We start from the raw sequence: 23002 nt of genomic DNA, 5'->3' as shown, positions 1-23002 counted from the left end.
TGCTATCTGGCCGCCCGGCAACTCGCCTGACTTTCCAGCCACTGGGTTGCGGCGATCAGCGTGGGGTCGCCCGCTTCCCCGAAGTGGCTCCATTCCGCCGTGACCACGTCGGGCGCGATTGGCCCCTCGTACTGATGGCCCTGCCGGTCTACGCTGACGCCCTCGGTGAGCCGAATGCTCGCGCCATCGGGGAGGCGGATTCCAGCATTGCCGGTTGGCACCCCATAAGTGGCCGCGCCAAAAAAGCGGGTCAGCGGGCGTCCGTGAAAGGCCACCACCAACCCTTCCGCCGCGCTGGCGGTGAAGCTGCCCTGCAAGACGGCAACCGGCGGGTTCTTGACTTTCAGGGTGACGGGGTGGGGGAGCGCAAAGATCAAGCCCAGATCACGCGGGCGGCCCGCCACCACTGCCTTGACCTGGCCCTCTTTGTAAATGACTTGCTGGCTGAGTGCCGCTTGCCGCTGAGGCCAGTACGTCATGACAGAGCCGTCGCCCAGTAAGGGGCCAAGCGCCAGCATCATCGCGCCGGTGTTGCCGCCCTCATCTCGCCGCAAATCAAGAATCCAGCCGCACCGGGCCGTCTGGTCAGCGCTCTTGAGCTGCGCTTGGGCCTGCGCCGCGTACTTGATCTGCAAGGTTGGACTTGCCCACGGCATGTTGGAATACAGCTCCAGCGTTCCCAGATGGTTCGGCAGCGCCCGCCCCACCGCTGGCACAGGTGAGGTGTTGGGTTGAAGGGGCCAAGTGGCTGTATGGGTAGTTCGCTCGCCGCTATGCCGCCAGGTCAGGTGGCGTGACACGCTGCCGTTGTTCTGGTACGAGACGATCAGATCGCCCGCCCGCAACCCAGCTTGGGCTGCCCGACTGCCCGCGAACACGGAAGAAACCCGGTGCAGCCCGTCAAGCGTCGCCACCGCCAAATATCCGGCGTCGGGTTTGCCCAGATTGTTGAGCAGCAACCCTTCATCGGTGGGAGTCTGAAAAGCGCTGTGGTGGTCGCCGAGTTCACGAATGACTTCCCGCAAAAAGGGGTAGAGCTGGGCGGTGGTCGTGGTGGTCTGGGCCAATCGCTGCGCCTCGGCCTGAGTCTTGGGCCAGTCCACCCGGCTGCTGTAGAGCGCGTGGGTTTGAATGTAGGTCAGCGCTTTGCTCAGGTAGAGAGCGTTGGTCAGATTGAGTGGGGGAGAGTTGAGGGCGGGCGGCTGGCTCTGGGCCGCTCCCAAACCACTCAGCACCATTCCCAGCAACAGCCCCCGCCAAACCAAGCGCTTTTTCATACCCATCACGCTAGGCCGGGAACCACAAGCCCACCTGAAATTTGGCCTGAGAGGACTCCCCCTTTCTCTCCCGCCTCCCTGCTCTAGAATCTTCCTTGATGCCTGCCCAAACCCGAACCCTCGCCAGCGGCCTGACTGTGGCCTTTGAGCGCCGCGCCACCCCCGGTTTTTCCTTCCATTTGCGCCTGCCGCTGGGCAGCGCCCACGACCCCGCAGGGCAGGAAGGCACGGCGGGCTTGGTGGAAGAATGGCTTTACAAAGGTGCGGGCGCGTTCAGCGCTCGGCAATTTCAAGACGCCCTGGACGACCTCGGTGTGCGGCGCGGCGGCGGGATAGACGCCGAGGCAACCTACTTTTCGGGTAGCGGCCTGAATGAAGACCTCGCCGGAGCGCTGCGCCTGTACGCTGATCTGCTGCGCCGCCCCCACCTTCCCGCAGGCGAGTTGCCGGTGCTGCTCGATCTCGCCCGCCAGGATCTGGAAAGTTCGCAGGACAACCCCGCTGAGCGCCTGGGCCTGGAAGCGCGGCGAATGGTCTTTGGAACAAGCGGCTACGCCCACCCCACCAGCGGCACGGCGCAGGGCCTCAGTCAGATCACCCCCGACACTGCCCGCGCCTTTTGGCAGCGCTACGGCGCGGACGGCAGCATCCTGAGCGTGGTGGCCGACACGCAGGCCGAAGCAGTCTTTGATCTGGCCGCCGAATTGTTCGGAGACTGGCAAACAGCAGACACCCAGCCAGTACCGCTGACGCCGATTCTGGGTACCACCTCGCACCTCAAAGGCGACAGCCAGCAGACCCACTTCACCTTCACCGGACGGGGCATTTCGCCGCTCTCGCCGGACTGGTTGGCTTGGCACCTCTCGCTCACCGCTTTGTCGGGCGGGAGCGCCAGCCGCCTGTTTCAAGCAGTGCGCGAAGACCGGGGGCTGGCCTACAGTGTCCACGCTGGCCCGCAGGTGGTGGGCGGGGTAGGCCTCATCAGCGGCTACGCGGCCAGCACTCCCCAACGCGCTCCCGAAACGCTGAGCGTGATGCTCGGCGAACTGCGCCGCTGGCAAGCCGGACTGACGGGGGCCGAGTTTGACCGCGCCAAAAACGCCTTGATGGCCAGCACGGTTTTCGGCTCCGAGAGCATCCGTGCTCGCAGCGGCGGGATGGCCCGCGACTTGGCCGTTTTCGGGCGGGTGCGCGAGGCCAGCGAAATGAGAACCGAAATTGCCGAGTTGACTTTGGAGCGTGTCAATACCTTTCTAGCGGGTTACGACTTGGGCGAACTCAGTTTGGCGTCGCTCGGCCCGGTGCCTTTGTCACTCAAAACGGAGGCGGCCCATGTCTGATCCCACGACTCAAGCGGGCCTCAAGCCCACCAAGCATGTGTTGAGCAGCGGCCTGACCGTGTTGCTGGAACGCGATCCCGACGCCCAAACGTTAGCGATGGGCTACTTCGTGGGCACTGGAGCCAGAGACGAGCGGCCCGCCGAGCTGGGCGCGTCGCACTTTTTGGAACACCTGATGTTCAAAGGCTCCGAATCCGTCAGCGCCCTCGATCTCAACACCCGCTTGGACGCGCTGGGCGGGCAGGCCAACGCCTTTACCAGCGAGGAAGCTACCGTGTATCACGCGGCCAGCTTGCCCGAACAAGCCGGCGAGCTGCTCAGCGCCCTCAGTGTGCTGCTGACGCCGGCCCTGCGCCCTGAGGAAGTCGGCACCGAGCGCGGAGTGATTTTGGAAGAAATCGAGATGTACGCCGATCAGCCCGACTCGCGCCTCATGGACATCCTGAACGCCGAATACTGGGGTGAGCATCCGCTGGGCCACTTGGTGCTGGGCACGGCGCAAACGGTCAGCGCTTTGACGCCCGAGGTGCTGCGCCGCAACTTTGCCGAGCGCTACGCTGCGCCGAATATCACGCTGGCGGTCTGCGGCCAATTTGACGAGCAGGCTGTGCTGGACGCCGCCGAGCAAGTCTGTGCCGAGTGGCCCCGCCATTCGTTCGAGCGGCAAATCACGCCCCACGTTCCTCAAAGCGGCCTGAGCGTGACGCCTGACGCCGAGCTCAGCCGCGCTCAGGTGGCGCTGGCCGCACCGGGCCTCAGCAACGCCGACCCGCTGCGCGAAGCGGCCCACGTGCTGACCGAGATCATCGGCGGCGAAAACGGGCGGCTCTACTGGGCCTTGGTGGACACCGGCCTGTGTGACAGCGCCGACCTTTCACACGCCGAGTACGACGGCGCGGGCATGTTTGTGGGCGGCTTTTCCTGCGACCCGCCGCGCACCCAAGAAGTTCTGGACGCTTACCGCGCCGTGCTGGGTGAAGTGCAAAATGGCGGCATCACCGACCTCGAAGTGCGCCGGGCTGCCCGCAAAATCGCGGTGGGGGCGCTGCTGAGAAGTGGCACGCCGCAGGGCCGTTTGTTTAGCCTCGGCATGGATTATCTGGCACGCGGCGAACTCATCAGCGCCTCGGAGAGCGTGCGCCGTTACGCCGACGTGACGCCAGGGCAAGTCCGCGCCGTGCTAGAGCGCAGGCCGTTTGATGTATTGCGGGTGGCGGTGCTGGGGCCGGTTGGGGAATTGGTCTAGGGGCTTACTCATCCAGCCAAGGAAAGCCCCAAGGATCGTCGGCGCACAGAGCGTCCACCCGCGCCGCATCGTGAAGCCGCACGGGTAGGGGGAAGTCGGCGGGTGTGACCGGTATGCACAGGAGCGGCGTAACGGGATTGGGATTGACCCAGTGCGGTTCCAAGACCGTTCCCAGCTCCGGCCAGTCGTAGGCAGGCATCTGCTCAAAGCCGGCGCTGGGCAATACATAGACAAAACCGGATGTTAGCGGTTCGTGCCCGGTGGTAGTGCTGAGTTCACGCAGCGAAAACGACAGGAAATAAACTGTCGGCGACCAATCTGCCGCTTCTTTGAATTGCAGCGCCAGATTGAGGATTCGCTTGACTTTTCCCCGGTCTTTGAGCGCGTACATCATGGCCCAAATCCCATCAGAAGCTGCAAACACGCCCGTGCGTTTGCTGAACTCATCTGGACTGAAATCAAAGGGCGTGCGCGGCTCAAATTGAGTGATGTCGCCCTGCTGTGAGCCGTGCAGCAAGTATCCCTGCTCTGCCAACCACTGCAAAAACAGCCATCGCGGAACATGTTCCGGCAACAGCGCCATGTCACACGCCGCCCAAGCTTTTGCAAAGGCTTCGCGGGTCGCTGCCGATGACTCACTATCTGGGGCTTCCAGCATCCAGGGGCGCATACGCCCAATTTAGCCTAGCCGTGCACGGCTTTGTGCGAGTTGAAGCTTGCTAATTCGGAGCCCACTCCCCCAGCAAATACGCCAGCCGCGTCTGCGCTCCTTCCTGACTTCCGTATACGCTCCGCAGCAGTTCGCCGCCCGGCGCGAAGGCCAGCCAGTGCGGCGTGCCCTCGGTGTGCCAGAACTCGGCCACCGAGCCGTCCAAATCCAGCGCGACGGGAAACGGCAACTTGGCGTAGTCACGGGCAAATCTAAGCAACTGCGGCTCAACCTGCTCACGCGCATACAAGCGGTGGCCCCGGCTGGTGTGAATCGCCAGCAGGTTCACCGAATTCCCAAACTCAGCGTGCAGACGCCGCATAAACGGAATGCCCCGCGACACGCAGGCTGGGCATTCCAAGTTAAAAAACTGCACCAGTCCGGGCCGCGTCCACTCGGTAGGGTCGGGTACGGCGTTCAGATGCACAAATTCGGTGGGAGCAGGCCAGCGCACAGAAGCAGTATCCCACGCGCTAGCATGCTCAGCATGTTACGTTCCCTGCTCGCGTTGTCGGCGCTGCTGCTCATTCCAACTTCTCTGGCGACCAGTGTGGCCGAAGTCAAGAAAAAAGGTGTGCTGGTGCTCGGCACCGATCCCACCTTTCAGCCGTTTGAATTCAAGGGCGAAGACGGCAGCATTCAGGGCTTCGACATCGACATTGCCAAAGCGGTGGCCAAAGATTTGGGCGTCAAACTCCAGATTCAGGCGGTGGGCTTCGGCGCACTGATGCCGCAGTCGGTCACCTCGGGGCGGGTGGACATGGCCATGAGCGCCATTACCATCACATCTGAGCGGGCCAAAGTGGTGAGTTTCAGTTCGCCGTATTACCGAAGTGCCCAAGTCTTTATCGTCAAGGCCGGCAATCCGAGTAAGTTCGCTTGGCCTGCCGACGTCAAAAACATCAACATCGGGGTGCAGGCCACCACCACCGGCCAATTCGCGGCCAACGATACCCTCAAGCCCAAGGGAGCCAATCTCAAGGTCTATGACGACTTCGCGGCGGGCCTCGCTGACGTGCAGGCGGGCCGAATCGTGGCGCTGATCGGCGACGCGCCCACAGTCACCGACCTTAAAAGGCGCTTGCCCGGCCAGTTTGATCAAGCCGGCAAAGCGCTGGTGGCCGAAGATTACGGCGCTGTGTTCAAGAAAGGAAGCGACCTCGCCGCCGCCGCCGACAAGACCTTGGCCCGCATGAAAAAAAGCGGCGAATATCAAAAGCTGCTCGACAAGTGGATTGTCCAAAAGTGATTTGAGCCGCGCTCTGAGGATTCCTCACCCGCAAGGCTGCTAGATTGACGACCGATGTGGTTTCGTGTCTTTTTGCTGCTGGCTCTCGCGGGTCTGGCGGCGCTCATTTCTCCGGCTGTGCCCGCACTGCTCAAGTACGGCGCTGTTCCTTCGACTCCTGTGCGCCCGGTCAACGTGCTGCTGGCGGGCGTGACTCCCAACTACGATGAAGCGTCTCCGGTCTGGCCCTATCCGGCCAAATCAGAAGACTACACTGGACTGACCGACACCATCATTCTGGCGCAGCTGCGGGCGAGCGGCGAGGTGGAGCTGCTCAGTATTCCCCGTGACACCTGGGTCAACATTCCTTCTGTTGGGGGCAGTCAGGCGGGCTACGGCAAAATCAACGCCGCCAACCGGCGCGGCGGCCCCGAAGTGCTGGTTCAAGCGGTGCAAAACCTGACTGGCCTGCCGGTAGACGGTTACGCCCTGCTGAGCCTCAACGCCCTGCGCGACCTGACCAACGCTTCCGGCGGCGTTGATGTGAATGTGCCGGAACGGATGCAGTACGACGACAACGCCGGAAAGCTGCATGTGGATTTGCAGCCGGGAATGCAGCACCTCAGTGGCCCGCAGGTCGAAGGCTTTTTGCGCTTTCGCCACGACAATCTGGGCGATATTGGCCGCGTGACCCGCCAGCAGCTTTATTTGCAGTCGCTCAGCCAAAAGCTGACGAGTCCGCTCAACGTCTGGCGCTGGCCCAGCGTGATCGGGGCGCTTGACCGCAACACCAAAGCGGGCCTGAGCCGCGAGGTGATTTCGCACACGCTCGGCGCACTGCTCTCCGGCCCCAAAATCAACACCCACACCTTACCCGGCGATTTTGGCCCGTCAGGAACGTGGACGGCCAACCGCAGCGAGATTCGCGCCCTCATTTCCAAGTCGTTTAGTGATCCCAGCGACCCCAGAAGCCGCAGCGTGGCGATTGCCAATATCGACGCTCCAGCAGGCGCGGCCCGCGCCCTCCAAGACAAATTGGCGGCGGCGGGTTACAGCAACGTCTGGATCGTGAATTTGCAGCGCGGTCAAGCGCCGACCACCTTCATCGCAGGCGCGGCGGGCGCGGCGCTCAGCGGCCTCAGGGCGGATCTGGGTTATGGTCAGGTACAGGCGGCAGGCGGCGCGGCGGGCGCGGATCTCACGATTTTGCTGGGCAGCGACACGCCGGTGCCGAACTGAGGGAAGGTAAGAACCGCCGCCTCTGCCTCAAACTGGCAGCTCGTACAGCGCCACATCGTACCCGTGCACCACTTTGCGCCCGCGCACTTCAAAGCCAAATCGCTCGTAAATGGCCCGCAGTTTGGGACGGTTCCAAGTGGTGTCCAGCCGCAGGAAGGTGCAGCCCTCCGCTTTCGCTTCGCTAACTGCCGCTTCCAGCATTCGCCGCGCCAACCCTTGCCCCTGAAACTCAGGTGGCACGCCGAGCTTGTGGAGGTAAAGCGCTTCTCCCTCCGGCGCATCGGGCCAAAAGTCGGGGTCGGCGGCCAGCAGCACCATGGTGGCCGCCGCTTGGCCGCCCAGCCAGCCGAGGCGAAAGCCAGCAGGCGGATACTGCGCTGCCAAGCGCTCCACCGTCATGGCGGAGTGCGGCCAGAGGGCTTCGCCGCGTGCTTGCAAGTCGCGGGCGGCAGCTTCCAGAATGCCGGCGCACAGCGGGAGTTCAGTCAGTTGAGCGGGCCGGACAGTCCAACCGAGCATGCTGAAGTGTAGAGCAAACCAGCCGCTTCAGTTCCGTCCGCACCTTGCTTATGTTCCCAGCGGCGGAGGAGCCTCGATCCCCGTGGCCCACAGCGCCGCGCCGCGCCGTTCCAGCCGTACACGCGGCAGCGGAGCGCGGGCCTTGCCGAACACCGCTTCACCCGAGCGCAGCGGATCGAAGACGCTGAAATGGCAGGGGCAACCGAGCCGGGGCATATTGTCCGGCGGGCGGTAACTGAAGCTGAAGGCCAGCACTTCGGGGTCTTTGACCAGGTTGACGGTGCAGCCCAAATGGGTACAGATTCGGCTGAAGGCGGCGTAGTGCTGCCCGTCCACTTCCAAGCTGCCCAGCGTGGCGGCGGGCAAGCGCAGCAGGATGCAGGGCCGCTTATCGTAGCTAAATGCTTGCTGCCCCCACTCGCCGCTGAGCGCCGTCAGCGCCGCCACGCGCACGGCTGTTCCCGTCACAAAGTCAGGCGCACTGGGCTTTTCTTTGCCAAACGTGATGCGGCTGGCGTAGTAGCCCATGTAGCCGAAGACGCCCACCGTCGCCCCGACCGGCAGCAGCCACCATTTTTCTAAAAGCTGACGGCGGGTGGGCATCAGCGAAGCTGCCCTTCGGCCCCGCTCACTTCTGCCAGCCTTCCAACTTGCTCACCAGCGCTTCCAACTCTGCGCCCTTGATGTTGGGATAAGCCGGCATAGCTCCCTTGCCATTTTGAATGACCGATTTCAGCTCGGCCCTGCTGAGGCGGCTTTCGTGCAAGTTGGGGCCGAGGCCGCCGCGCCCGCCCGCGCCGTGACAACTGGCGCAGTTGGCCGCGTAGATTCGTGAAGCCGGGTCGGTTTGGGCCGTGCTGGCCCGCAGGGTGGCGATCAAATCGTCGGCTTCGCGTCCGGTGGGATCTAAGCTCTGGTAGCGCTCCAGCGCGGTGAGGGCCAGCTTGGACTCGCCAAAATTGTTGAACGCGTAGCCGAGCAGCAACTGGCTTTCGGGGTCGCTCGGCGCGAGTTGAGCGGCAGTGCGAACCAGCAAAAAGGCCTGCGAGGCTTGCTGCTCGTTGGTCGGGGCGCTGCGGCCTTGTCCGGTCAGCAGCATGATGCCCAGCCGCCGCAGCGCTTTGGGCTGCTTGGGATTGAGCCGCAGCGCACTGGCGTAAGCGGCGCTGGCTTGGTCGTATTGTCCGGCAGTAAAGGCCGCGTCGCCCCACGCCAGATAAGCGGCTTGGGTTTGGCCGCGCTGCGCCTGCGCCTGCAAGCTCGGCAAGCTCAGGGCACTTTTGATGGCTGTTCCTTCGCCGCTGTCGAGCGCGGCCAGTTGCCACTGCGGCACGAAGCTGAGTGCGCCCACGCCCACCACCGCTGCGGCCAGCACCACGCCGGTCAAAGCCGGCGCGAATACGCTGCCGGATTTGGGTGCGGGCGGTAAGCCGTCAAGGGCACGCAGGCTGCGGGCGGCGCGGTTTTCCAAGTCTGGGCGGCGGGCTTCATCCTTCAGGTCAATCAGTTCAGCCGTCAAAGCGTCGCGCTCACCTTCCAGACGCAGGCGCTCGGCAGCGTTGGGGTCAGCGGCGTTGCGGGCCCGCAGCGGCGAGATCACTGCCAGCAACGCGGCCAGTCCCAGCAAGACCAACAGCACGATCAGCAAAGTGTTCACGACTCGCCCCGCTGCTGCTCACGGCCAGTTTGGACTTGGGCGCGGATTTCGGCCAGATAGGGGTCTTCGGGTTCGTCGGCGTTGAGGGCGGGGTCAGCCGCCGTTTTGACGGGAGCACCCGCGCCGCGCCGCTGACCGACCAAATAGCCCGTCAGCGCCCCGCCGCCCAGCAGCAGCGCCAGAGAAGGCAAAAGCCACAGCAGTTTTCCGGCAAAATCATTGGACGGCCTGAGCAGCACCCGCTGGCCGTAGCGCTCGCGAAAATAATCGTAAATCTGCGCGTCCGTCTGTCCAGCTTGTGTCTGGGCACTGATTTCTGAGAGCATCTGCTTGCTGATGTCGTTGCCGCTCTCGGTGATCGGCAGCACGTCGCGGCAAATTGGGCAGCGAATGCTGTTGCCGACGCGTGAAACTTGGCTTTGCTGCGCGGGGGTCAGCGGAGCGGCCAGCGCAGACGAAGTGAGCAGGAAGGCGGTCAGTAGGCGCTTGAGGGCCGACATTAGAACGTCACTCCGATGCTTTGCAGGCCTGCCGAGAGCCGCTCACGGGTCAGGCCGCCCCGGTCAACCGACTTGATCAACCCGTCCGTGCCGATAAAAAAGGTTTCCGGCACACCAGTAATGCCGTAATTGATCGACGTTTTGAGGTCGCTGTCGAGCAAGTTGGGGTAGGCCAAGCCGTAATCGGCAATGAACTTGCGCATCCGCGTTTTGTCGGGGTCTTGAAACAGGACGCCCACCACGTTGAGGCCAGCCGCGCTCTGCTTTTCGCTGGCTTCGCGCAGCAGCGGCGCTTCGTCGCGGCACGGCACGCACCACGAGGCCCAGAAATTGAGCACCAGCGGCTTGCCTTTGAGCTGCTCCAAGCTTACCGTGCCGCCGTCCAGCGTTTTGAGGACGAATGTTGGGGCGGCCTTGCCCAGCAGCGGATCGCCCACGCCGCTCGAAGCGTCTTTGGGCCGCAGCAGCGCTACGCCCAGCGCGGCCACCAGCGCAAAGGCAATGCCCGGAGCGATAAAGCGCCGCCAAGCGGGAGGAGTGGAGTTGAGTTTGGTCATGAAGCTCCTTGAACGTGGCAGGTGGTGAGTGGGAAGGGCAATCGCTGGCGCTCACTTCATTTCTCTCTCCGCTCCTGCCACTGAGAGAGGCGCTAAAAAGCGGAGTCCTTGTCTTTCTTAGGAGCGTGGAGTGAGCAAAGCGAATATCTTTCCCCGCTCCTCAGTCCGCCGCCACTGCCCCGCCCGTCACCTTGCGCACAGCGGGCCGCGCCGGAGACAGCAAGGTGACGCCCGCGCCCAGCACGATAATCAAAGTGCCGACCCAGATCCACGACACCAGCGGTGATTTGATGAGGCGGATGCTGGCCCATTTGCCATTTTTGTCGATGTTGGTGGTCACGAGGTAGGTGTCACCCAGCACGCTGTAGCGCACGGCGGGGGTGGGAAACGGGGTGCCGGGGTCTTGGGCATAGACGTTCATGCGCGGCGCAAAACTCTGGCCGTTGACCCGAATCTGGGTGATGGAGCTGGAGCCGTAGTCATACTTGGCCTCGCGCAGGCTTTCAAGCCGCAGTGTGTCGCCCAGCACTTGTTTGTCTTGGCCGAGGTTGAGGGTGGTTTCGCCGCTCTCTTTGTACGCCCCCGAAAAGGCCAAGCCCAGCGCCAGCACCACCAAACCGAGGTGAGCGGTATACGCTCCGTAGCGGCGCGGCTGCTCGCTGAGCAGGGCCGTGAGGCTGCCGCGCTGTCTGGCCGCCCGGAGGGTCAGGGTGGCGAGTCCGGCGACGTTGTAAGCGCACAGGGCCAGCGTCAGCAGCACCGCCACGCTCCGGACGCCCAGTACGGCGGCGATGATGGCCGCCAACACCCCCGTTCCAACCGGGAGCCGCAGGGCCATCAGCAAGCTCTCGCCGTCAGCCCGACGCCAGGGCAGCAGCGGCCCGACGCCCATCAGCAGCAGCAAACCGAGGCCAATCGGCACGCTGAAGGTATTGAAAAACGGTGCGCCGATGCTGCTCTTGCGGCCCGTCACGGCTTCCACGATCACCGGAAACAGGGTGCCGAGCAGCACCACGGCGCTGAACACCAAAAACAGCCAGTTGCCCGCCAGAAACGCAGCTTCGCGGCTGAGCGGTGCGGGCGCTTCACCCAGGTCGCGCAGCTTGGGAGTGCGCCAGGCAGTCAGGGCCACGCCGCCGATCAGCAGCAATGCCAGAAAACCCAGAAACACAGGGCCGACTGGCCCGCCCGCGAAGGCGTGGACACTCTGCACGATGCCGCTGCGGTTCAGGAAGGTGCCCAACACGGTGGAGGTGTAGGCCAGCACAATGAGCCAGATGTTCCAGCCGCGCAGCAGATTGCGTTTTTCCTGAATCTGGATGCTGTGCAAAAAAGCGGTGGTCAGCAGCCAGGGAATGAAGCTGGCATTCTCGACCGGATCCCAGGCCCAGTAGCCGCCCCAGCCCAATGTTTCGTAGCTCCACCAACCGCCCGCCACAATCGCGGCGGTCAAAAAGACCCAAGCCATCAGCGTCCAGCGGCGGGTCACGCTCAGCCAGTGATCTGAGAGCCGCCCAGTAATGAGCGCGGCCACCGCATAGGCGAACGGCACGCTCAAGCCCACGAAGCCCAAATACAGCAAGACCGGGTGAACGGCCATCATCCAGTGGTTTTGCAGCGCCGGATTCGGCCCCTGCCCCTGCAATGGAATCTGTGCCAGCGGAGTGAACGGTGAAGCCACTCCTGCCACCACGCCCACGAAAAACAGCAGCGAAACGAACATCGCTCCCAGTGCCCAAGGCCGCAGAGCGTCGCGCCGCAGCGTTAGGCTGAGAATAAAAGCGTAGCCCGCCAGCAGCCAGGCCCACAGCAAGATGGAGCCTTCCAGCGCTCCCCACAGCGAGGTGATCTTGACCCAGGTCGGTGAGGTCGTCATCGAGTGCTCGGCCACGTAGCGCACCGAGAAGTCGTCGCGCAGCAGAGCCGAGAGCAGCGCCAGAATCGCCAAACTGACGAAGGCGAACACCGCCCAAACGCTGCGGCGGGCCGCTTCGGTGCTGCGCGGGTCGCTTCGCAGGCCGCCCAGCACCGAGAGCCACAGCCCCGCCAGCGTAAAGGCCAGCGCCAGCAGCATGGCGACTTGGCCCAGCGCGGCCAGAGGACTGGACTGAAATGAAATCAGATTCAGCATGATCGTGGCTGCTCCTTACTGCCCTTCGGCGTTGGCGTCTTTGGCATTTTTCAGCATGTCTTTGAGTTCGCTCTGGCTACGCGGGATGCGGTACTCCTCGCTGTGCTTGACGATCAGTTCGTTGGCGTGAAAGACATTCTGGGCATTGAAGGTGCCGCGCACCACCACGCCCTGATTTTCCTTGAACAAGTCCGACACCGCGCCCTGATACACCACCGGAAACGTCGCGCTGCCGTCGGTGACGTTGAAATTCAGGTCGAGCGAATTGCGGTCATACTTCACGGCCCTGACGAGGCCGCCGATTCTGACGGTGTGGCCCTGCAAGCTGGCGGCTTGGGCCTTGTACTCGGTGGGCGTCACAAAATATTCGATGCTCTGAGCGAGGTTGCCGAAGATGATGTACGTCAGCAAGCCGGCGAGGGCCACGCCCGCCAGCACATACGGCAGCGGGTTTTTCCTGCGCCTTCTGGCCTGCGGGAGTTGAGGAGACGAGGGCGCACTCACAGTTCCCGCTCTTCTTGCCGCAGCCGCCACCAGACCCAGCCCAGATAGCCGATCAAAATGACGAACGTAACGACGTAAGTAATGAGGACGTAGCCCGAATACTTATCCACGGCGCACCTCGCTCTGGCCCAGCGGTTGGTTCAGGGGCGGCAATTCAAATTCGCGCTCTTCGCGGCGCTCCTGTTTGGCTGCCAAGATGCCGCGCACCCGCAGCAAGTAAACGTAAAGCAAGGTAAAGGCGAGCGTCATGACGGTCAGGGCGATGCCGTACACCGGAGCCGCGCCCCACTGCATTCCGCCGAGCAACTTGAGGGTCTGGGTCTGGTGAACCCCGCGCCACCACTCCACCGCCATGTAATTGACCGGAATATAGAGCGTGCCGACCACGCCGATCACCGCCGAAACGCGGGCGCGGCGCTCGGGGTCGTCGATCAGGCCGCGCACCAGCAGATAAGCGCCGTAGACCACCAGCGAGAGGGCGGTGGTGGTCAGCCGGGCGTCCCACACCCAGTAGGTGCCCCAGGTCGGCTTGGCCCACAGCATGCCGCCCACGATGGTCGCTACCGTGAACAGCACTCCGATTTCACCGCTGCTCATGGCGAGGCGGTCGTAGCGGCGCTGGCGGGTGATGAGGTACAGCAGCCCAAACAACCCGGTGCCGCCGTAAGCGAGGTAGCTCAGCCAAGCGGTCGGCACATGCACGAACATCAGCCGCACGAGGAGGCCCTGATTGACGTCGGCGGGTGCGGTGAGACTCAGCCACAGGCCGGCCAGCACACTGAGGGCCGTCACTGCGCCGAGAATGGGGGTGAGACGGTCTTTTTTCGAGCCTGTTTTGCTGAACGTGGTCACACTGGTCATTGTGTCTCCAAACGGGCGGAGCGAAGGTAAGAGAAGGCGGCAAAAAGGCCGAGGGGAGCGGGCAATTCCAGCTTGGAGAAGCTCGCCCTGAAGAGAGCTTAAGCATGACGTTTTGGTGGCGCTTGGGCAAGTGCGAGTGTCCCCCGGTTGCCGCCCCTTTGGCGCTCCACGGGCTGCATTTTCCTCAAAGCTTTCATCAGAATGAAATCAGAAAATGATAGAGGCCAGTTCACGTTTGTGAGCGAAATGACGTGGCAAGATAAGGTCTTCAGCGCTTTTAACGGGCCCAGTTTCGCCATCGGAGCGGGGTGTTCGTCCAAAGAGATCCGCCAAAGCCGGTTGGCCGGTGGCGGTGCGGATGGGTAGAAATGGGAGGTCAGTTTGAGTCATCGCTTAATACCCGCAGTGTGTGTCAGTGCCGGCTTGGCCGTCATTTCGGGATGCACGCCGACCATCAACGCGGCCAATGTGACCACCGAAGGTGTCGAAGTGACGACCAGCAGCGCCGATGCGGTCAATACCACTTACGGCTTCATCGGCAAATGGATGATCGACCCTGACGGCCAACCGGCCCGCTGGCTGGGCTACCAACTGGACGATCACAACTTGCGCGAGCCGGTCAATGTCATCTTGGTCGATAAAGTCGCCAAGACGCCGCAGGAAGCCGCCTCGCGCCTCGTGAGCGCGATGCAGGCGGCAGGCTACGGCCCAAAAGGAGGCCACAGCGTCGGCTACAAGGGCCTCATCCTGGGCCAGCTGTACGGCCAGCAACCCGGCGGAAAAGACGAGGCCTTCAGCGACGGCGCGTGGTGGCAATCCAATAACCACGGACGGGTCTTTGGCCCCGCGCCGATAGACAGCGGCGGATATCTCTGGACAGCCGCGTTTAGCCGTGAAGACTTTGAATTGATTTCATCCATGCACCACCCCTACAACTCCTTTAAGGTGGCCCGCGACGACCTCAGCGCCAAGTTGAGCGCTGCAGGCACTTTCAAGCGGCTGGACACGCTGAAGCTGGACAATGCCCTCAATACCCCCACCCTGACCACCGATGACCACGACGGCGGCGCAGCGGTGTTGGTGGCCGACAAATAAGCACAGTGCGGCCCCGTGTGCTCCAGCCGTGTTTGCTCCGGCTCTGCTTACTCCACCGCGAACGGAAACAGCAACGTGCAGACAATCAAAGTGCCTATGTCAAAGGCGGTGAGGAAGCTCAGCCATCCGGCCACTTCCCCTGACCAGCCGCCGTCTAGGAGCAAACTGGTGGATTTGACGGTGGCCAGCACCACCGGAACCAGCAGCGGAAAAGCGAGGGCGGGCAGCAGCGCCTCGCGGGCCCGCAAATTGACCGTGATGGCAGCGTAAAAAGTGCTGCTGGCCGACAAACCCGTCACGCCCAGCACAGCGGTGAGCAGCAGCGCGGGCCAGGGCAAGGCCTGACCGCCGCCCGCCGCCCCGAACAGCAGCAGGCCCAGCGGCACAATCACGGCCGCCAGCACCAGCAGTTGCAGCCAAGTGCCCAGCCATTTGCCCAAATACAGTGCGCCGTGCGGCCCCGGATAAAGGGTCAGTTGCTCCAAGGCTCCGGCTTCTTGCTCCTGGGCAAACGCCCGACCCGAAGCGATGGCCGACGACAGCGCCAGTGAGGCCCACACCGCTCCGGCGGCGGCGGGGCGCAGGCGGGCGTCATCCGGCCCGAGGGCGAGGCCCAAAACGAGCAGCACCAGCGCGGCGTAAAACAGCGTCGCCAGCAAAGTGTCGCGGGTGCGTCCGGCGAGGCGGGCGTCTTTGCGGGCAATTGTCAGGATGTGCTGCCAGCCTTCGTTCACGGGCTGTCCGTCAGGCTTCCAGCGCTCAGATGCAGGGCGCGGCCCGTGACCTGCGCGGCGAGGTCGGGTTCGTGGGCGGCCAGCAGCAGGGTCTGTCCTCTGCCGGTGACCTCGGCCAAAACTTCGAGCGCCAGATACCTGCCCGCCGCATCCAAGTTGGCAAACGGTTCGTCGACCAAAGTCAATGGGCGGGCCAGCAGCGACAGGCGGGCCAGATTCAGGCGCTTCCGCATCCCCGCCGACAAAAAACGGACTCGGCGCTCGGCGGCTTTCTCTAAGCCGACTCGCCTGAGTGCCGCGCCGGTATCACCGCTGAGCCGGTGCATCTGAAGGGCAAAGTCCAGATTCTCGGCCGCTGTCAGATCGGGGTAGGTGCCGCCTTCGACCGGCATCAGATGCACGTGGTCGCGTACCGAACGCGAGTCGCGTAGGTCGTAGCCGTGAACGCGCCCCTCGCCACGGGTCAGCCGCAAGCTGGAGGCCAGCAGCCGCAGCAAGGTGGTTTTGCCCGCGCCGTTTTCGCCCAGCAAGGTGACGCCCTCGCCCGCCGCGATGTCCAAATCCACGCCGCGCAAAATCACCTCGCGGCCCAGTCTCAGCCAAGCCCCGCGCAGCTGCACGGCGTATTCGGCGGCGGGCGTGCTCAGAGGCGCATCCATTCGGGCATCACTGAAAAAGCCCAGCTCGCCAGCAAGGTAAAGCGGCCCGTGACCATCAGCAGGCCCACCGCAATCAGGATTACGCCGCCGACCTTCTCAAAAATTCCGGCGTACTTGTTTAAGCGCCGCAAGTTGAGCCGCTCCCACAGCAGCGCCGAGAGGAGAAACGGCACGGCGAGGCCCAAAGTGTAGACCAGCAGCAGGCCCACACCTTGCCCGAGGCTCTGGGTGCTGGCGGCCAGTCCCAAAATGCTGCCCAGCACCGGCCCGAGGCAAGGGCTCCAGCCGAAGGCGAACGCCGCGCCGAGAGCGACGGGCCCATATTGATCGGCGGCGCTGAGTTCGCGGGTGTCGCGCATCATGAACGGCAGCCGAATCACGCCCAGCATCACCAGCCCGAAGAAAACAATCAGCACGCCCGATAAGCGCGATAAGGTAAAGCGGTAAGCGTCCAGCAGCGAGCCGAGGCCGCTGGCGGTGGCCCCCAGCGCCACGAACACCAAGCCGAAGCCCAAAATAAACCCCAGCGCCCGTGGGAGCGGCGCTTTGCCGCCGATGACGCCCAAATAACTCGGCACCAGCGGCAGCACGCACGGCGACAAAAACGAAATCAGCCCCGCCACGAAAGCGATGGTGAGGCTGGGGGCGCTGATATTCATGGTCTGAGTTTAGCGCCGTAAGGCAGGGCGGGCGTCCTGAGGTCTACAGCTTGGCCGCCGCCGTAAAGTCCCCTTCCCAAGCGTTCAGCACCCGCCCCCCGCGCACCAGCAGCACCGTCGGATACGCGCTGACCTTGAGGGCGCGGGCAAAAGCGGTGGCGTCGGGGCCGCGCCAAACGCTCAGCCCTTTGGGAGCGGGCGAGGCGACCTCCTCGGCATTGACGGCGTGAACCGGCAAGCCTGCTTGCAACACCGCGCTCCAAAGGTCGCCGAGGTCGCCGCAGTCGTGCGAGTACAGCACCACCAATTCGCGCTCGTCCTCGTCGTCACGGCTCTGTGCCCACGGGTGAGCGGGCAACGCGTCGCCGAGGCGCACCACCGCGCCCGCCGAAGTCAAACTGCCTGCGCCCAGGGCGAGCAGCAAGGTGAGCAGGGGGGCTGTGCGGTTCATGCCCTGCATCTTGACGCGTGCGGGTGGCAAATGGATGAAAAGGCGGGTTGTTTTACTTTGCCGAACTTGCTGCTCGCCGGGCGCGGAAGCTGCCGATTTCTTGCAAGCTCAGGCCCAGCACGTTGAGGGCGTAGAGCACCACCAAGAAAATCAGCACGCCGCTGGCGCTCAGCGGGCCGGGCAAATACGGCAGCGTCAGCCAGCCGCGTGCAGTGAGCAGGTTGCCGATGGCCGCCGCCCAGCCGAGCAGCAGCACCGCGCCCCACGCGCCGTCGAGTAAAGCGCTGCCGGGCAGCAGCAGGGCCAGCAGCCGGAAGAGGGCGGGGCGTCCGGCGCGGCCGGAGGGATCAGATGAGGGGGTCAGCAGCCACACCACGCCCAGCGCGTAGGCCAGCAGCAGCAGCGCGACCCAAACAGCTTGCAGCGGCGTGCTGAGCTGAGTGGGCGTGGCCATCAGAGCGCTCCAAGGATTGAGAAGTAAGGCGCGGAGTTGCCCGGCCAAGCTGCCGCCGAGGGCACGCACCAAACTGCGCTGATCGGGGTAGCACAGCCTCGGCGCGGCGCGGTACTCCCTTTGAAAAGCCGCTTCGGGGGCGCTGGGTTGCAGGCCCAAGTTGTAAGCGGGCGCGAGCAAATCCGGAGCCGCCGAGAGTGAGGCTTGCCATAGTCCTCGGGCTTGGGCGTTGTCGTCTCTGTTTTCGGCCAAGACGCCCAAGTTGTTTTGAGCGCAGGGCAGCGGCGAAGTGCCCACCTCGTAGCTGCTGCGGGCCGCCGCGTCATCACCGTCGAGTTGAGAAGACAAGCCGCGCAGCAGGGCCGTGTCGCGGCTGGGCGTGAGTTCCAGCTCATCGAGGCCGCCGTAAAACCAAGCGCCGCCGTAAGTGCCGATATTGAGTGCGGGCGCTTGCAAGCGGGTTTCGGCGCGGGCCGCCCAAGTCCAAGCCGAGAGGCTCAGCAGCAAAGCCGAGAGCAGTGAGAGCATCACCAGCTTTTCGCCAAACCCCCCGTAAGCCACCACGCTGCGCCGGAGCCGCGACAGCGGACGCTTCAGCCAACTGCCCCAGCGTCCGCCCAACTCGGCGGTGTCTTGGCCCTGCACCCGCCAAGCGCGGGCGGCGAGCGTCAGGTAAGCGGCCAGCCAGCTCAGCAGCAGCGCGAAAGCGCTGACGCGGGCGGCGTCGCGCAAGGTCAGCACCGCGTCTGCGCCGAGGTTATACAGCGTGCCGGTGCTGAGCGTCCGGGCAAAGGCCCGCCACTCCTCGGCCTCGCCGCTGCGGTTTTGAGCATCGAGCAGCGCGGCGTAGCGGGTGTATAAGCTCAGCGAGCCTTCAAAGCGCGGTGAAGTCTGGCGCAGGTAGCGAATCCACACGTCGGCGCGTTCGAGTTTGTTTTGGCTCAGCAGCGTTTCCAACTCGCCGAGCGGGTCGCCGTAAGCGTTCAGGGCGGCGCGGCTCACCGGCAAAGCCGGGTCGTAGCCGCGTGCCGCGTAGTCGCGGGCCGCGCGGCTGAGCAGCAAATTGGCCGCCGCAGGCGAGTTGAGCGCTTCCATCTGGGCGGCGAGTTGCAGAGAGGCTGGAAAAGCCAGCGGCAAACTGGCCGCCCGCTGGGTTTCACTCAGGGCCGTGAAGCGGTCGCCGCGTTGCCGAGCCAGCGCGGCGCGGCGCAGGGCCAAAAATGGATTGGTGGGGTCTTGGAGGGCGGCCTGCGCGACCTGGCTGTCCGGCGTGAGCGCGGCGGCGCGGCGCAGCCAACCGGTGACCCGCGCGTCCGGCACCAGCACCACCCGCTCCTGAATTTGCCCGCCGACGACGCTGTAAGTGTCCTGCGCTCCGCTCGGCCCCGCCGTGACCCGCAGCACGCCGCCGCTGGCGTCTACGGCGCTCAGCATGTTGGAGAAATCAAGGCGGGTGGTGGCCACGCCCAAAGCGTCGAACCCGTAGAGCGAAGGCCCGACGCCCAGCCAAGTGGTTTCGCCCTGCGTGACCGGGCCGCTGAGGTCGCCCAGCGCCTCGGGATAGATCAGTACTGTCAGGGTTTTGCCACCTTCCTCAAAGGTGAGGCTTCGCCCGTTCAGTACGGCGGCGGCTTGGCTCATGCTGCCCAATGTGAGCAGCAAGCCCAGCGCTGCGCTTGTCCAGCGCCCCGCCTTCACGCCGGTTTTTTTCCGAGCTTGCCATCTTCGATCAGCAGTTGCACCGACCTGACCGCCATCCCCAGGCCGCCCGCGACCAGCGCCAAGGTGCCCCCCAGCCAGAATGAAGCGGCCACGCTGATCGGCAACACCACCGCCGACATGAAGGGAATGGCGTTGAGGCCAACTCTTTTTTGGATGGTGGCTTTATAAAGCGGCATCACGATGAGGGAAAGCAGCACCATCAGCAGTAGGGTTTTGGGCGCGACGATCAGCAGTGCACCCAGCATCGGGGCAATGCCGCCGCCGCCGTTGAAGCGGAAAAACACCGGATAGCAGTGGCCGATAATCACCAGAAACATGGCCGCCCATTCCCACCCCGGTGCAAAATGCAGTGCCAGATAAGCTGCCAGCACGCCTTTGAGGATGTCCAGCACCGAAATAGTCACTGCTGGAACGAGGCCGTATTGCCTAAACATCCCGCTGCCGCCGGGCATGTCGCGCCCGCGTACATCGTCGCCGCGCAGGTGCGAGTAAATTACACCGAAGACCACCGAGCCGAGCAGATAAGCCGACAGCAGCACCAAAAAGACAGTCACGCGGGCATTCTAATACGAACGCAAACCTCAGCCGCAGCCCGAGGCGGCGGGCAGGCATCCTACAAGCCTATAAAACCGCAAAGATAAAAAGTGCTCCCCTTTCCGAGATAGGAGCGGGATTTGATCAAAGTCGGGCCAAAGCGGGGGCTGAGGCGCGTAAACTCTCAAAGTGTGAACCGATCATCCAGTTGAGAGAAATTTGTGTAAAAACGAAATTACCTTTCGCTAATTAGCTTAAAACGAACCGATTCGCTTTCTGGACTGAACTGACTTGCATTGCCCTACCGCTTCACTCAAGATGAAGGGGAACTTGAACACCTTAAGTGCGTGACCGCTTTTTGAAAGCTAAAAATGCGGCGCTTTTTGATTCGAGTTTTCATTTTGAAGTTTTTACCGCTCTGACCCTAACCGTGCTGATGCACGTTTTCAATGGAGGACACCGCCGTGACTGCTGCTCTGCGCTATATCATTACCCGTCCGTGCTTATCTGAAGGCACACTGACGGTGGCCAAATACCTCCGGGCTCTCTTTTCTGCTGACTTGGCTGGGCAAACGCTGCACCTGACTGACGAACAAGAGCGCGATTATCCAGTTCAGATGAGCGAAAACGCCAAAAAATTGACGGGCCTGAGCTCGCTCTATCACGACCACAACCTCGATGTGAATGACGTGCTGATGCTCTCGCCGGTCAGTGAAGGCCGCTACCGCGTAAGCTGCGTGATCAAGCCGCACACCGACCGCCTCAATACGGCCCTGGCGGCCAAGCCCGACCCGGCCCCGCGCCGCGTGGTCATCAATGCCACACCGCACGTCCGCGAAGTCCGCATGGAGCGCTCCCAGCCCAGCGCGGCTCAGGCGGCGGTCACTGAGAGCCGCAGGCCGGATCAAAGCAAAGAAGAGCAGCGCTCAGGCAAGACAACAGACCTGCCTGAAAACAAAGCAGTGCAAGTTCACGCCGAGTCTCTTCACACTGAGCCCGCACGCCGCGATTCGGGGGTGAAAGTGGGTGTGGGCCGCTACGCGGGGCCGTCCGGTGAACCTCAGGCCAGCAGCCAAACGCCCTCCGAGAGGGCAGCTGAACCCAAACGCTCCGAAACCAAACGTCCAGAGCCGCTGCGCCCAAGCGCTTCGGGCGCGGCCCCCAAGTTGGCGTCTTCCGCCGCGCCCGAGTTGGCGGCTTTAGAGACGCTGGCCGATCAGCTCGGTGAGCTGGCCCGCCTGACTGGCTACCAAGTCGAGTACCTCGGCGGCGCGGAAGCTGGCCCGGTGCGGCTCAGGGCCGATCTGGGCTCACACGGCTACGACGTGGTGCTGGCCCTCAGCGAAGCCGAGCAGCAGCATCCGGCTTTCCAGCAAAGCACTTACCGCGCCCTGCTGACCTGGGAAAAAGACCTGTCCACCGCCGCGCCGCGCTTTACCCGTGAAGCCCTTGGCGCACTCCTCGAACATGCCCGCCTCGCGCCGCTGACTCCCATCGATTTGCGCGGTTACTGGAACACCTCCAGCTTTGATCTCGATAGCGTGGCCAGCCTCGCCGAGTTGGTCAGCGCCCATCTGGTGCAGCGCGGCACTTTTAGCTACGTGCTGGGCACCTTGGCGCAGCAGCCTGCCCACAGCATCGTCGATCCGTCCCGCTTGGCTGAGCGCCTCGGCAGCGGAGTCAACACCGCCGAGCTGCGCTCGATTCTGGAGACGCTGTGCCGCGCTCCCTTTATGGCTTTGCTGCCGCTGCCGGGCGGTCAGTTTTACCTGCGCTCCGACGTGCCGACGCTGCTCGCTGAACTGTCGGAGTACGCGCAGGGAGTGTCCAAGCGGCTTTCGCCCAGCCGCGCTAGGGCTTAAGCCCACCACCTCTGACAAAGAAAAACTTAGGCTTTGCAGCGCAGATTTTCGCCAAAATATTTGGTGCTCAGCTGCGCGTAGCGGCCATCTTGCATGGACTTTGCCAGTGCGCCGTTGAGGGCCAGTCTCAAGCTGTTGTCGCCGTCGGACAGCATCGCGCCAATTGGAATGCTCCACTGTACTGGGCCGTAGAGAAAGCCAGCTTTGGGATAAAGTTTCATCATAATCGGCCCCGACACCTTATAGCTTAGTGTGGCGTCCACCTTGCCGGTGGCAATGGCATAGATCAGGTCGTTGACCGTGGCAAATACTACGGCTTTTTTGGGAAACGGTAGTTTTTGGACAAAAGACTGAATGGTGCTGCCAGAAAGTACCCCAACAGTCTTATTTTCTAAATCAAAGCGGGTCTGAATGGCCGGGTCACGTGACACCACCGACATCCCAGCGCACAAAAAGGGACGGGTAAAACCCACTTGATTTTCGCGGGTGCTGGTAATCTCTAAGCCGCCAATCGCGGCGTCAACGCGGCCTTCTTTCAAATCGTTGGCGATGGTATCGAGCAACATGGGCGAAAAGTCGGTTTTCAGTCCTAAATCGTTAGCCAGCATGGTGATGAGTTCTGTTTCAAAACCGGTATAGCCGTCCGTTGTCTTGTAGCTGAAGGGTGGTAATTCGAGGCTATTGACGTGCAAGACGCCCTCTTTTTTGATGTCTTTGAGCGTGCGGGCTTGGGCCAGCGGAAGAATCATCAAACTGCACAGTGAAAGAAGTAAACTGGAACGGAAGAGCGTAGACATAGTGTTCTCCTTTTATGAGATCCGGTTACCAGTAGAGGAACCGGAGTTGAAGACAATCGAACAAGTGTTCATCTGTCTCAGAACAACTGAGACTTGAGAGGGCGCTTCTCTTGGGGCATTTGTCAAAAAAGAAGCTCTTTTTGGTGGACTAACTGGAGCGAAACAAAAAACGTATCTGATTAGCGGCTTGTAGAAGGTCAGCAGCGCAAGGACATCAAGACGTCGACGGGATCCTGACCCCGCAGACGGGCGGTTTCCACGGTGGAC

The 23002-nt window shown here is 63.1% G+C and carries 25 protein-coding genes; 6 read left to right on the top strand and 19 right to left on the bottom strand.

Annotation, left to right across the window (positions count from 1 at the left end; translation table 11 throughout):
* Positions 1-2: 2 nt before the first annotated feature.
* Positions 3-1277 (bottom strand): S41 family peptidase, encoded by a 1275-nt coding sequence (locus tag FNU79_RS11385; protein ID WP_185974690.1) that lies wholly within the window; start codon positions 1275-1277, stop codon positions 3-5.
* A 98-nt stretch (positions 1278-1375) separates the two neighbouring features.
* Here FNU79_RS11385 and FNU79_RS11380 point away from each other — a divergent pair, with 98 nt between their 5' ends.
* Positions 1376-2617: a M16 family metallopeptidase gene (locus FNU79_RS11380; protein WP_143720964.1), complete on the top strand. Its 1242-nt coding sequence runs from the start codon at positions 1376-1378 to the stop codon at positions 2615-2617.
* Complete coding sequence (locus FNU79_RS11375; protein ID WP_143720963.1) at positions 2610-3863, top strand: M16 family metallopeptidase; 1254 nt, start codon at positions 2610-2612, stop codon at positions 3861-3863. Before FNU79_RS11380 ends, FNU79_RS11375 begins: the two co-directional genes overlap by 8 nt.
* Before the next feature lie 4 nt (positions 3864-3867).
* On the opposite strand, the gene FNU79_RS11370 is transcribed toward FNU79_RS11375, so the two are convergent.
* Positions 3868-4533 (bottom strand): hypothetical protein, encoded by a 666-nt coding sequence (locus FNU79_RS11370; protein WP_225430029.1) that lies wholly within the window; start codon positions 4531-4533, stop codon positions 3868-3870.
* 49 nt (positions 4534-4582) lie between these two features.
* Complete coding sequence (locus FNU79_RS11365) at positions 4583-5026, bottom strand: peroxiredoxin family protein (RefSeq protein ID WP_143720962.1); 444 nt, start codon at positions 5024-5026, stop codon at positions 4583-4585.
* Positions 5027-5059: 33 nt separating this feature from the next.
* Between FNU79_RS11365 and FNU79_RS11360 the strand changes: the two genes are divergently transcribed.
* Positions 5060-5821 carry an ABC transporter substrate-binding protein gene (locus FNU79_RS11360; protein WP_124871102.1) on the top strand — a complete coding sequence of 254 codons (762 nt, stop codon included), beginning with the start codon at positions 5060-5062 and terminating at the stop codon, positions 5819-5821.
* Positions 5822-5875: 54 nt separating this feature from the next.
* Positions 5876-7039: an LCP family protein gene (locus FNU79_RS11355; RefSeq protein ID WP_143720961.1), complete on the top strand. Its 1164-nt coding sequence runs from the start codon at positions 5876-5878 to the stop codon at positions 7037-7039.
* 27 nt (positions 7040-7066) lie between these two features.
* Here FNU79_RS11355 and FNU79_RS11350 read toward each other — a convergent pair whose 3' ends face one another.
* The 9 genes from FNU79_RS11350 to ccsA all read right to left on the bottom strand — a co-directional run bounded on the left by FNU79_RS11350 (position 7067) and on the right by ccsA (position 13768).
* Positions 7067-7558, bottom strand: a complete 492-nt coding sequence (locus FNU79_RS11350; RefSeq protein ID WP_143720960.1) for a GNAT family N-acetyltransferase — start codon at positions 7556-7558, stop codon at positions 7067-7069.
* A 48-nt stretch (positions 7559-7606) separates the two neighbouring features.
* Positions 7607-8161 carry a QcrA and Rieske domain-containing protein gene (locus FNU79_RS11345; protein WP_143720959.1) on the bottom strand — a complete coding sequence of 185 codons (555 nt, stop codon included), beginning with the start codon at positions 8159-8161 and terminating at the stop codon, positions 7607-7609.
* Positions 8162-8186: 25 nt separating this feature from the next.
* Positions 8187-9215, bottom strand: a complete 1029-nt coding sequence (locus tag FNU79_RS11340; RefSeq protein ID WP_225430028.1) for a c-type cytochrome — start codon at positions 9213-9215, stop codon at positions 8187-8189.
* Positions 9212-9715 (bottom strand): cytochrome c-type biogenesis protein, encoded by a 504-nt coding sequence (locus tag FNU79_RS11335; protein WP_143720958.1) that lies wholly within the window; start codon positions 9713-9715, stop codon positions 9212-9214. The genes FNU79_RS11340 and FNU79_RS11335 overlap by 4 nt, the downstream gene beginning before the upstream one ends.
* Positions 9715-10272, bottom strand: a complete 558-nt coding sequence (locus FNU79_RS11330) for a TlpA disulfide reductase family protein (protein ID WP_143720957.1) — start codon at positions 10270-10272, stop codon at positions 9715-9717. Before FNU79_RS11330 ends, FNU79_RS11335 begins: the two co-directional genes overlap by 1 nt.
* 160 nt (positions 10273-10432) lie before the next feature.
* Positions 10433-12403: a heme lyase CcmF/NrfE family subunit gene (locus FNU79_RS11325; RefSeq protein ID WP_143720956.1), complete on the bottom strand. Its 1971-nt coding sequence runs from the start codon at positions 12401-12403 to the stop codon at positions 10433-10435.
* A gap of 15 nt (positions 12404-12418) precedes the next feature.
* Positions 12419-12907, bottom strand: coding sequence for a cytochrome c maturation protein CcmE (ccmE, locus tag FNU79_RS11320; RefSeq protein ID WP_143720955.1), 489 nt, complete (start codon positions 12905-12907; stop codon positions 12419-12421).
* The gene (gene ccmD / locus FNU79_RS11315; RefSeq protein WP_124871125.1) at positions 12904-13017 is read right to left on the bottom strand and encodes a heme exporter protein CcmD; all 114 of its coding nucleotides are present in this window, start codon (positions 13015-13017) and stop codon (positions 12904-12906) included. The genes ccmE and ccmD overlap by 4 nt, the downstream gene beginning before the upstream one ends.
* A complete protein-coding gene (ccsA, locus tag FNU79_RS11310; protein WP_143720954.1) occupies positions 13010-13768 on the bottom strand; it encodes a cytochrome c biogenesis protein CcsA in 759 nt (252 codons plus the stop codon). The genes ccmD and ccsA overlap by 8 nt, the downstream gene beginning before the upstream one ends.
* 381 nt (positions 13769-14149) lie before the next feature.
* Here ccsA and FNU79_RS11305 point away from each other — a divergent pair, with 381 nt between their 5' ends.
* Positions 14150-14863, top strand: coding sequence for a hypothetical protein (locus FNU79_RS11305; RefSeq protein ID WP_143720953.1), 714 nt, complete (start codon positions 14150-14152; stop codon positions 14861-14863).
* A gap of 47 nt (positions 14864-14910) precedes the next feature.
* On the opposite strand, the gene FNU79_RS11300 is transcribed toward FNU79_RS11305, so the two are convergent.
* The 6 genes from FNU79_RS11300 to FNU79_RS11275 are packed head-to-tail and all read right to left on the bottom strand — an operon-like array spanning position 14911 to position 20096.
* The gene (locus FNU79_RS11300; RefSeq protein ID WP_124871134.1) at positions 14911-15597 is read right to left on the bottom strand and encodes a heme exporter protein CcmB; all 687 of its coding nucleotides are present in this window, start codon (positions 15595-15597) and stop codon (positions 14911-14913) included.
* A complete protein-coding gene (gene ccmA, locus FNU79_RS11295) occupies positions 15594-16256 on the bottom strand; it encodes a heme ABC exporter ATP-binding protein CcmA (RefSeq protein WP_143720952.1) in 663 nt (220 codons plus the stop codon). The genes FNU79_RS11300 and ccmA overlap by 4 nt, the downstream gene beginning before the upstream one ends.
* Positions 16241-16915: a cytochrome c biogenesis CcdA family protein gene (locus FNU79_RS11290; protein ID WP_143720951.1), complete on the bottom strand. Its 675-nt coding sequence runs from the start codon at positions 16913-16915 to the stop codon at positions 16241-16243. The genes ccmA and FNU79_RS11290 overlap by 16 nt, the downstream gene beginning before the upstream one ends.
* A gap of 43 nt (positions 16916-16958) precedes the next feature.
* Positions 16959-17375, bottom strand: coding sequence for a penicillin-binding protein (locus FNU79_RS11285; RefSeq protein WP_124873096.1), 417 nt, complete (start codon positions 17373-17375; stop codon positions 16959-16961).
* A 43-nt stretch (positions 17376-17418) separates the two neighbouring features.
* Positions 17419-19461: a hypothetical protein gene (locus FNU79_RS11280; protein WP_225430027.1), complete on the bottom strand. Its 2043-nt coding sequence runs from the start codon at positions 19459-19461 to the stop codon at positions 17419-17421.
* Between the two features lie 53 nt (positions 19462-19514).
* Positions 19515-20096 carry a glycerol-3-phosphate acyltransferase gene (locus FNU79_RS11275; protein ID WP_143720950.1) on the bottom strand — a complete coding sequence of 194 codons (582 nt, stop codon included), beginning with the start codon at positions 20094-20096 and terminating at the stop codon, positions 19515-19517.
* Between the two features lie 444 nt (positions 20097-20540).
* On the opposite strand from FNU79_RS11275, the gene FNU79_RS11270 reads away from it, so the two are divergent.
* Positions 20541-21938, top strand: coding sequence for a hypothetical protein (locus FNU79_RS11270; protein WP_143720949.1), 1398 nt, complete (start codon positions 20541-20543; stop codon positions 21936-21938).
* A 26-nt stretch (positions 21939-21964) separates the two neighbouring features.
* On the opposite strand, the gene FNU79_RS11265 is transcribed toward FNU79_RS11270, so the two are convergent.
* The gene (locus tag FNU79_RS11265) at positions 21965-22687 is read right to left on the bottom strand and encodes a substrate-binding periplasmic protein (RefSeq protein WP_225430037.1); all 723 of its coding nucleotides are present in this window, start codon (positions 22685-22687) and stop codon (positions 21965-21967) included.
* Positions 22688-23002 lie beyond the last annotated feature (315 nt).

Source organism: Deinococcus detaillensis (genome assembly GCF_007280555.1).
Taxonomy (GTDB): domain Bacteria; phylum Deinococcota; class Deinococci; order Deinococcales; family Deinococcaceae; genus Deinococcus; species Deinococcus detaillensis.
Note: the sequence above shows the minus strand (reverse complement) of the source record. Positions and strands in the feature narration are given on the sequence as shown.

Excerpts from the sequence above, each read along its gene's own strand:
- FNU79_RS11385 (WP_185974690.1), bottom strand. The coding sequence starts at position 1,277 with ATGAAAAAGCGCTTGGTTTGGCGGGGGCTGTTGCTGGGAATGGTGCTG.
- FNU79_RS11380 (WP_143720964.1), top strand. The coding sequence starts at position 1,376 with ATGCCTGCCCAAACCCGAACCCTCGCCAGCGGCCTGACTGTGGCCTTT.
- FNU79_RS11375 (WP_143720963.1), top strand. The coding sequence starts at position 2,610 with ATGTCTGATCCCACGACTCAAGCGGGCCTCAAGCCCACCAAGCATGTG.
- FNU79_RS11370 (WP_225430029.1), bottom strand. The coding sequence starts at position 4,533 with ATGCGCCCCTGGATGCTGGAAGCCCCAGATAGTGAGTCATCGGCAGCG.
- FNU79_RS11360 (WP_124871102.1), top strand. The coding sequence starts at position 5,060 with ATGTTACGTTCCCTGCTCGCGTTGTCGGCGCTGCTGCTCATTCCAACT.
- FNU79_RS11355 (WP_143720961.1), top strand. The coding sequence starts at position 5,876 with ATGTGGTTTCGTGTCTTTTTGCTGCTGGCTCTCGCGGGTCTGGCGGCG.
- FNU79_RS11350 (WP_143720960.1), bottom strand. The coding sequence starts at position 7,558 with ATGCTCGGTTGGACTGTCCGGCCCGCTCAACTGACTGAACTCCCGCTG.
- FNU79_RS11345 (WP_143720959.1), bottom strand. The coding sequence starts at position 8,161 with ATGCCCACCCGCCGTCAGCTTTTAGAAAAATGGTGGCTGCTGCCGGTC.
- FNU79_RS11335 (WP_143720958.1), bottom strand. The coding sequence starts at position 9,715 with ATGTCGGCCCTCAAGCGCCTACTGACCGCCTTCCTGCTCACTTCGTCT.
- FNU79_RS11330 (WP_143720957.1), bottom strand. The coding sequence starts at position 10,272 with ATGACCAAACTCAACTCCACTCCTCCCGCTTGGCGGCGCTTTATCGCT.
- FNU79_RS11325 (WP_143720956.1), bottom strand. The coding sequence starts at position 12,403 with ATGCTGAATCTGATTTCATTTCAGTCCAGTCCTCTGGCCGCGCTGGGC.
- ccsA (WP_143720954.1), bottom strand. The coding sequence starts at position 13,768 with ATGACCAGTGTGACCACGTTCAGCAAAACAGGCTCGAAAAAAGACCGT.
- ccmA (WP_143720952.1), bottom strand. The coding sequence starts at position 16,256 with ATGGATGCGCCTCTGAGCACGCCCGCCGCCGAATACGCCGTGCAGCTG.
- FNU79_RS11290 (WP_143720951.1), bottom strand. The coding sequence starts at position 16,915 with ATGAATATCAGCGCCCCCAGCCTCACCATCGCTTTCGTGGCGGGGCTG.
- FNU79_RS11285 (WP_124873096.1), bottom strand. The coding sequence starts at position 17,375 with ATGCAGGGCATGAACCGCACAGCCCCCCTGCTCACCTTGCTGCTCGCC.
- FNU79_RS11280 (WP_225430027.1), bottom strand. The coding sequence starts at position 19,461 with ATGAGCCAAGCCGCCGCCGTACTGAACGGGCGAAGCCTCACCTTTGAG.
- FNU79_RS11265 (WP_225430037.1), bottom strand. The coding sequence starts at position 22,687 with ATGATTCTTCCGCTGGCCCAAGCCCGCACGCTCAAAGACATCAAAAAA.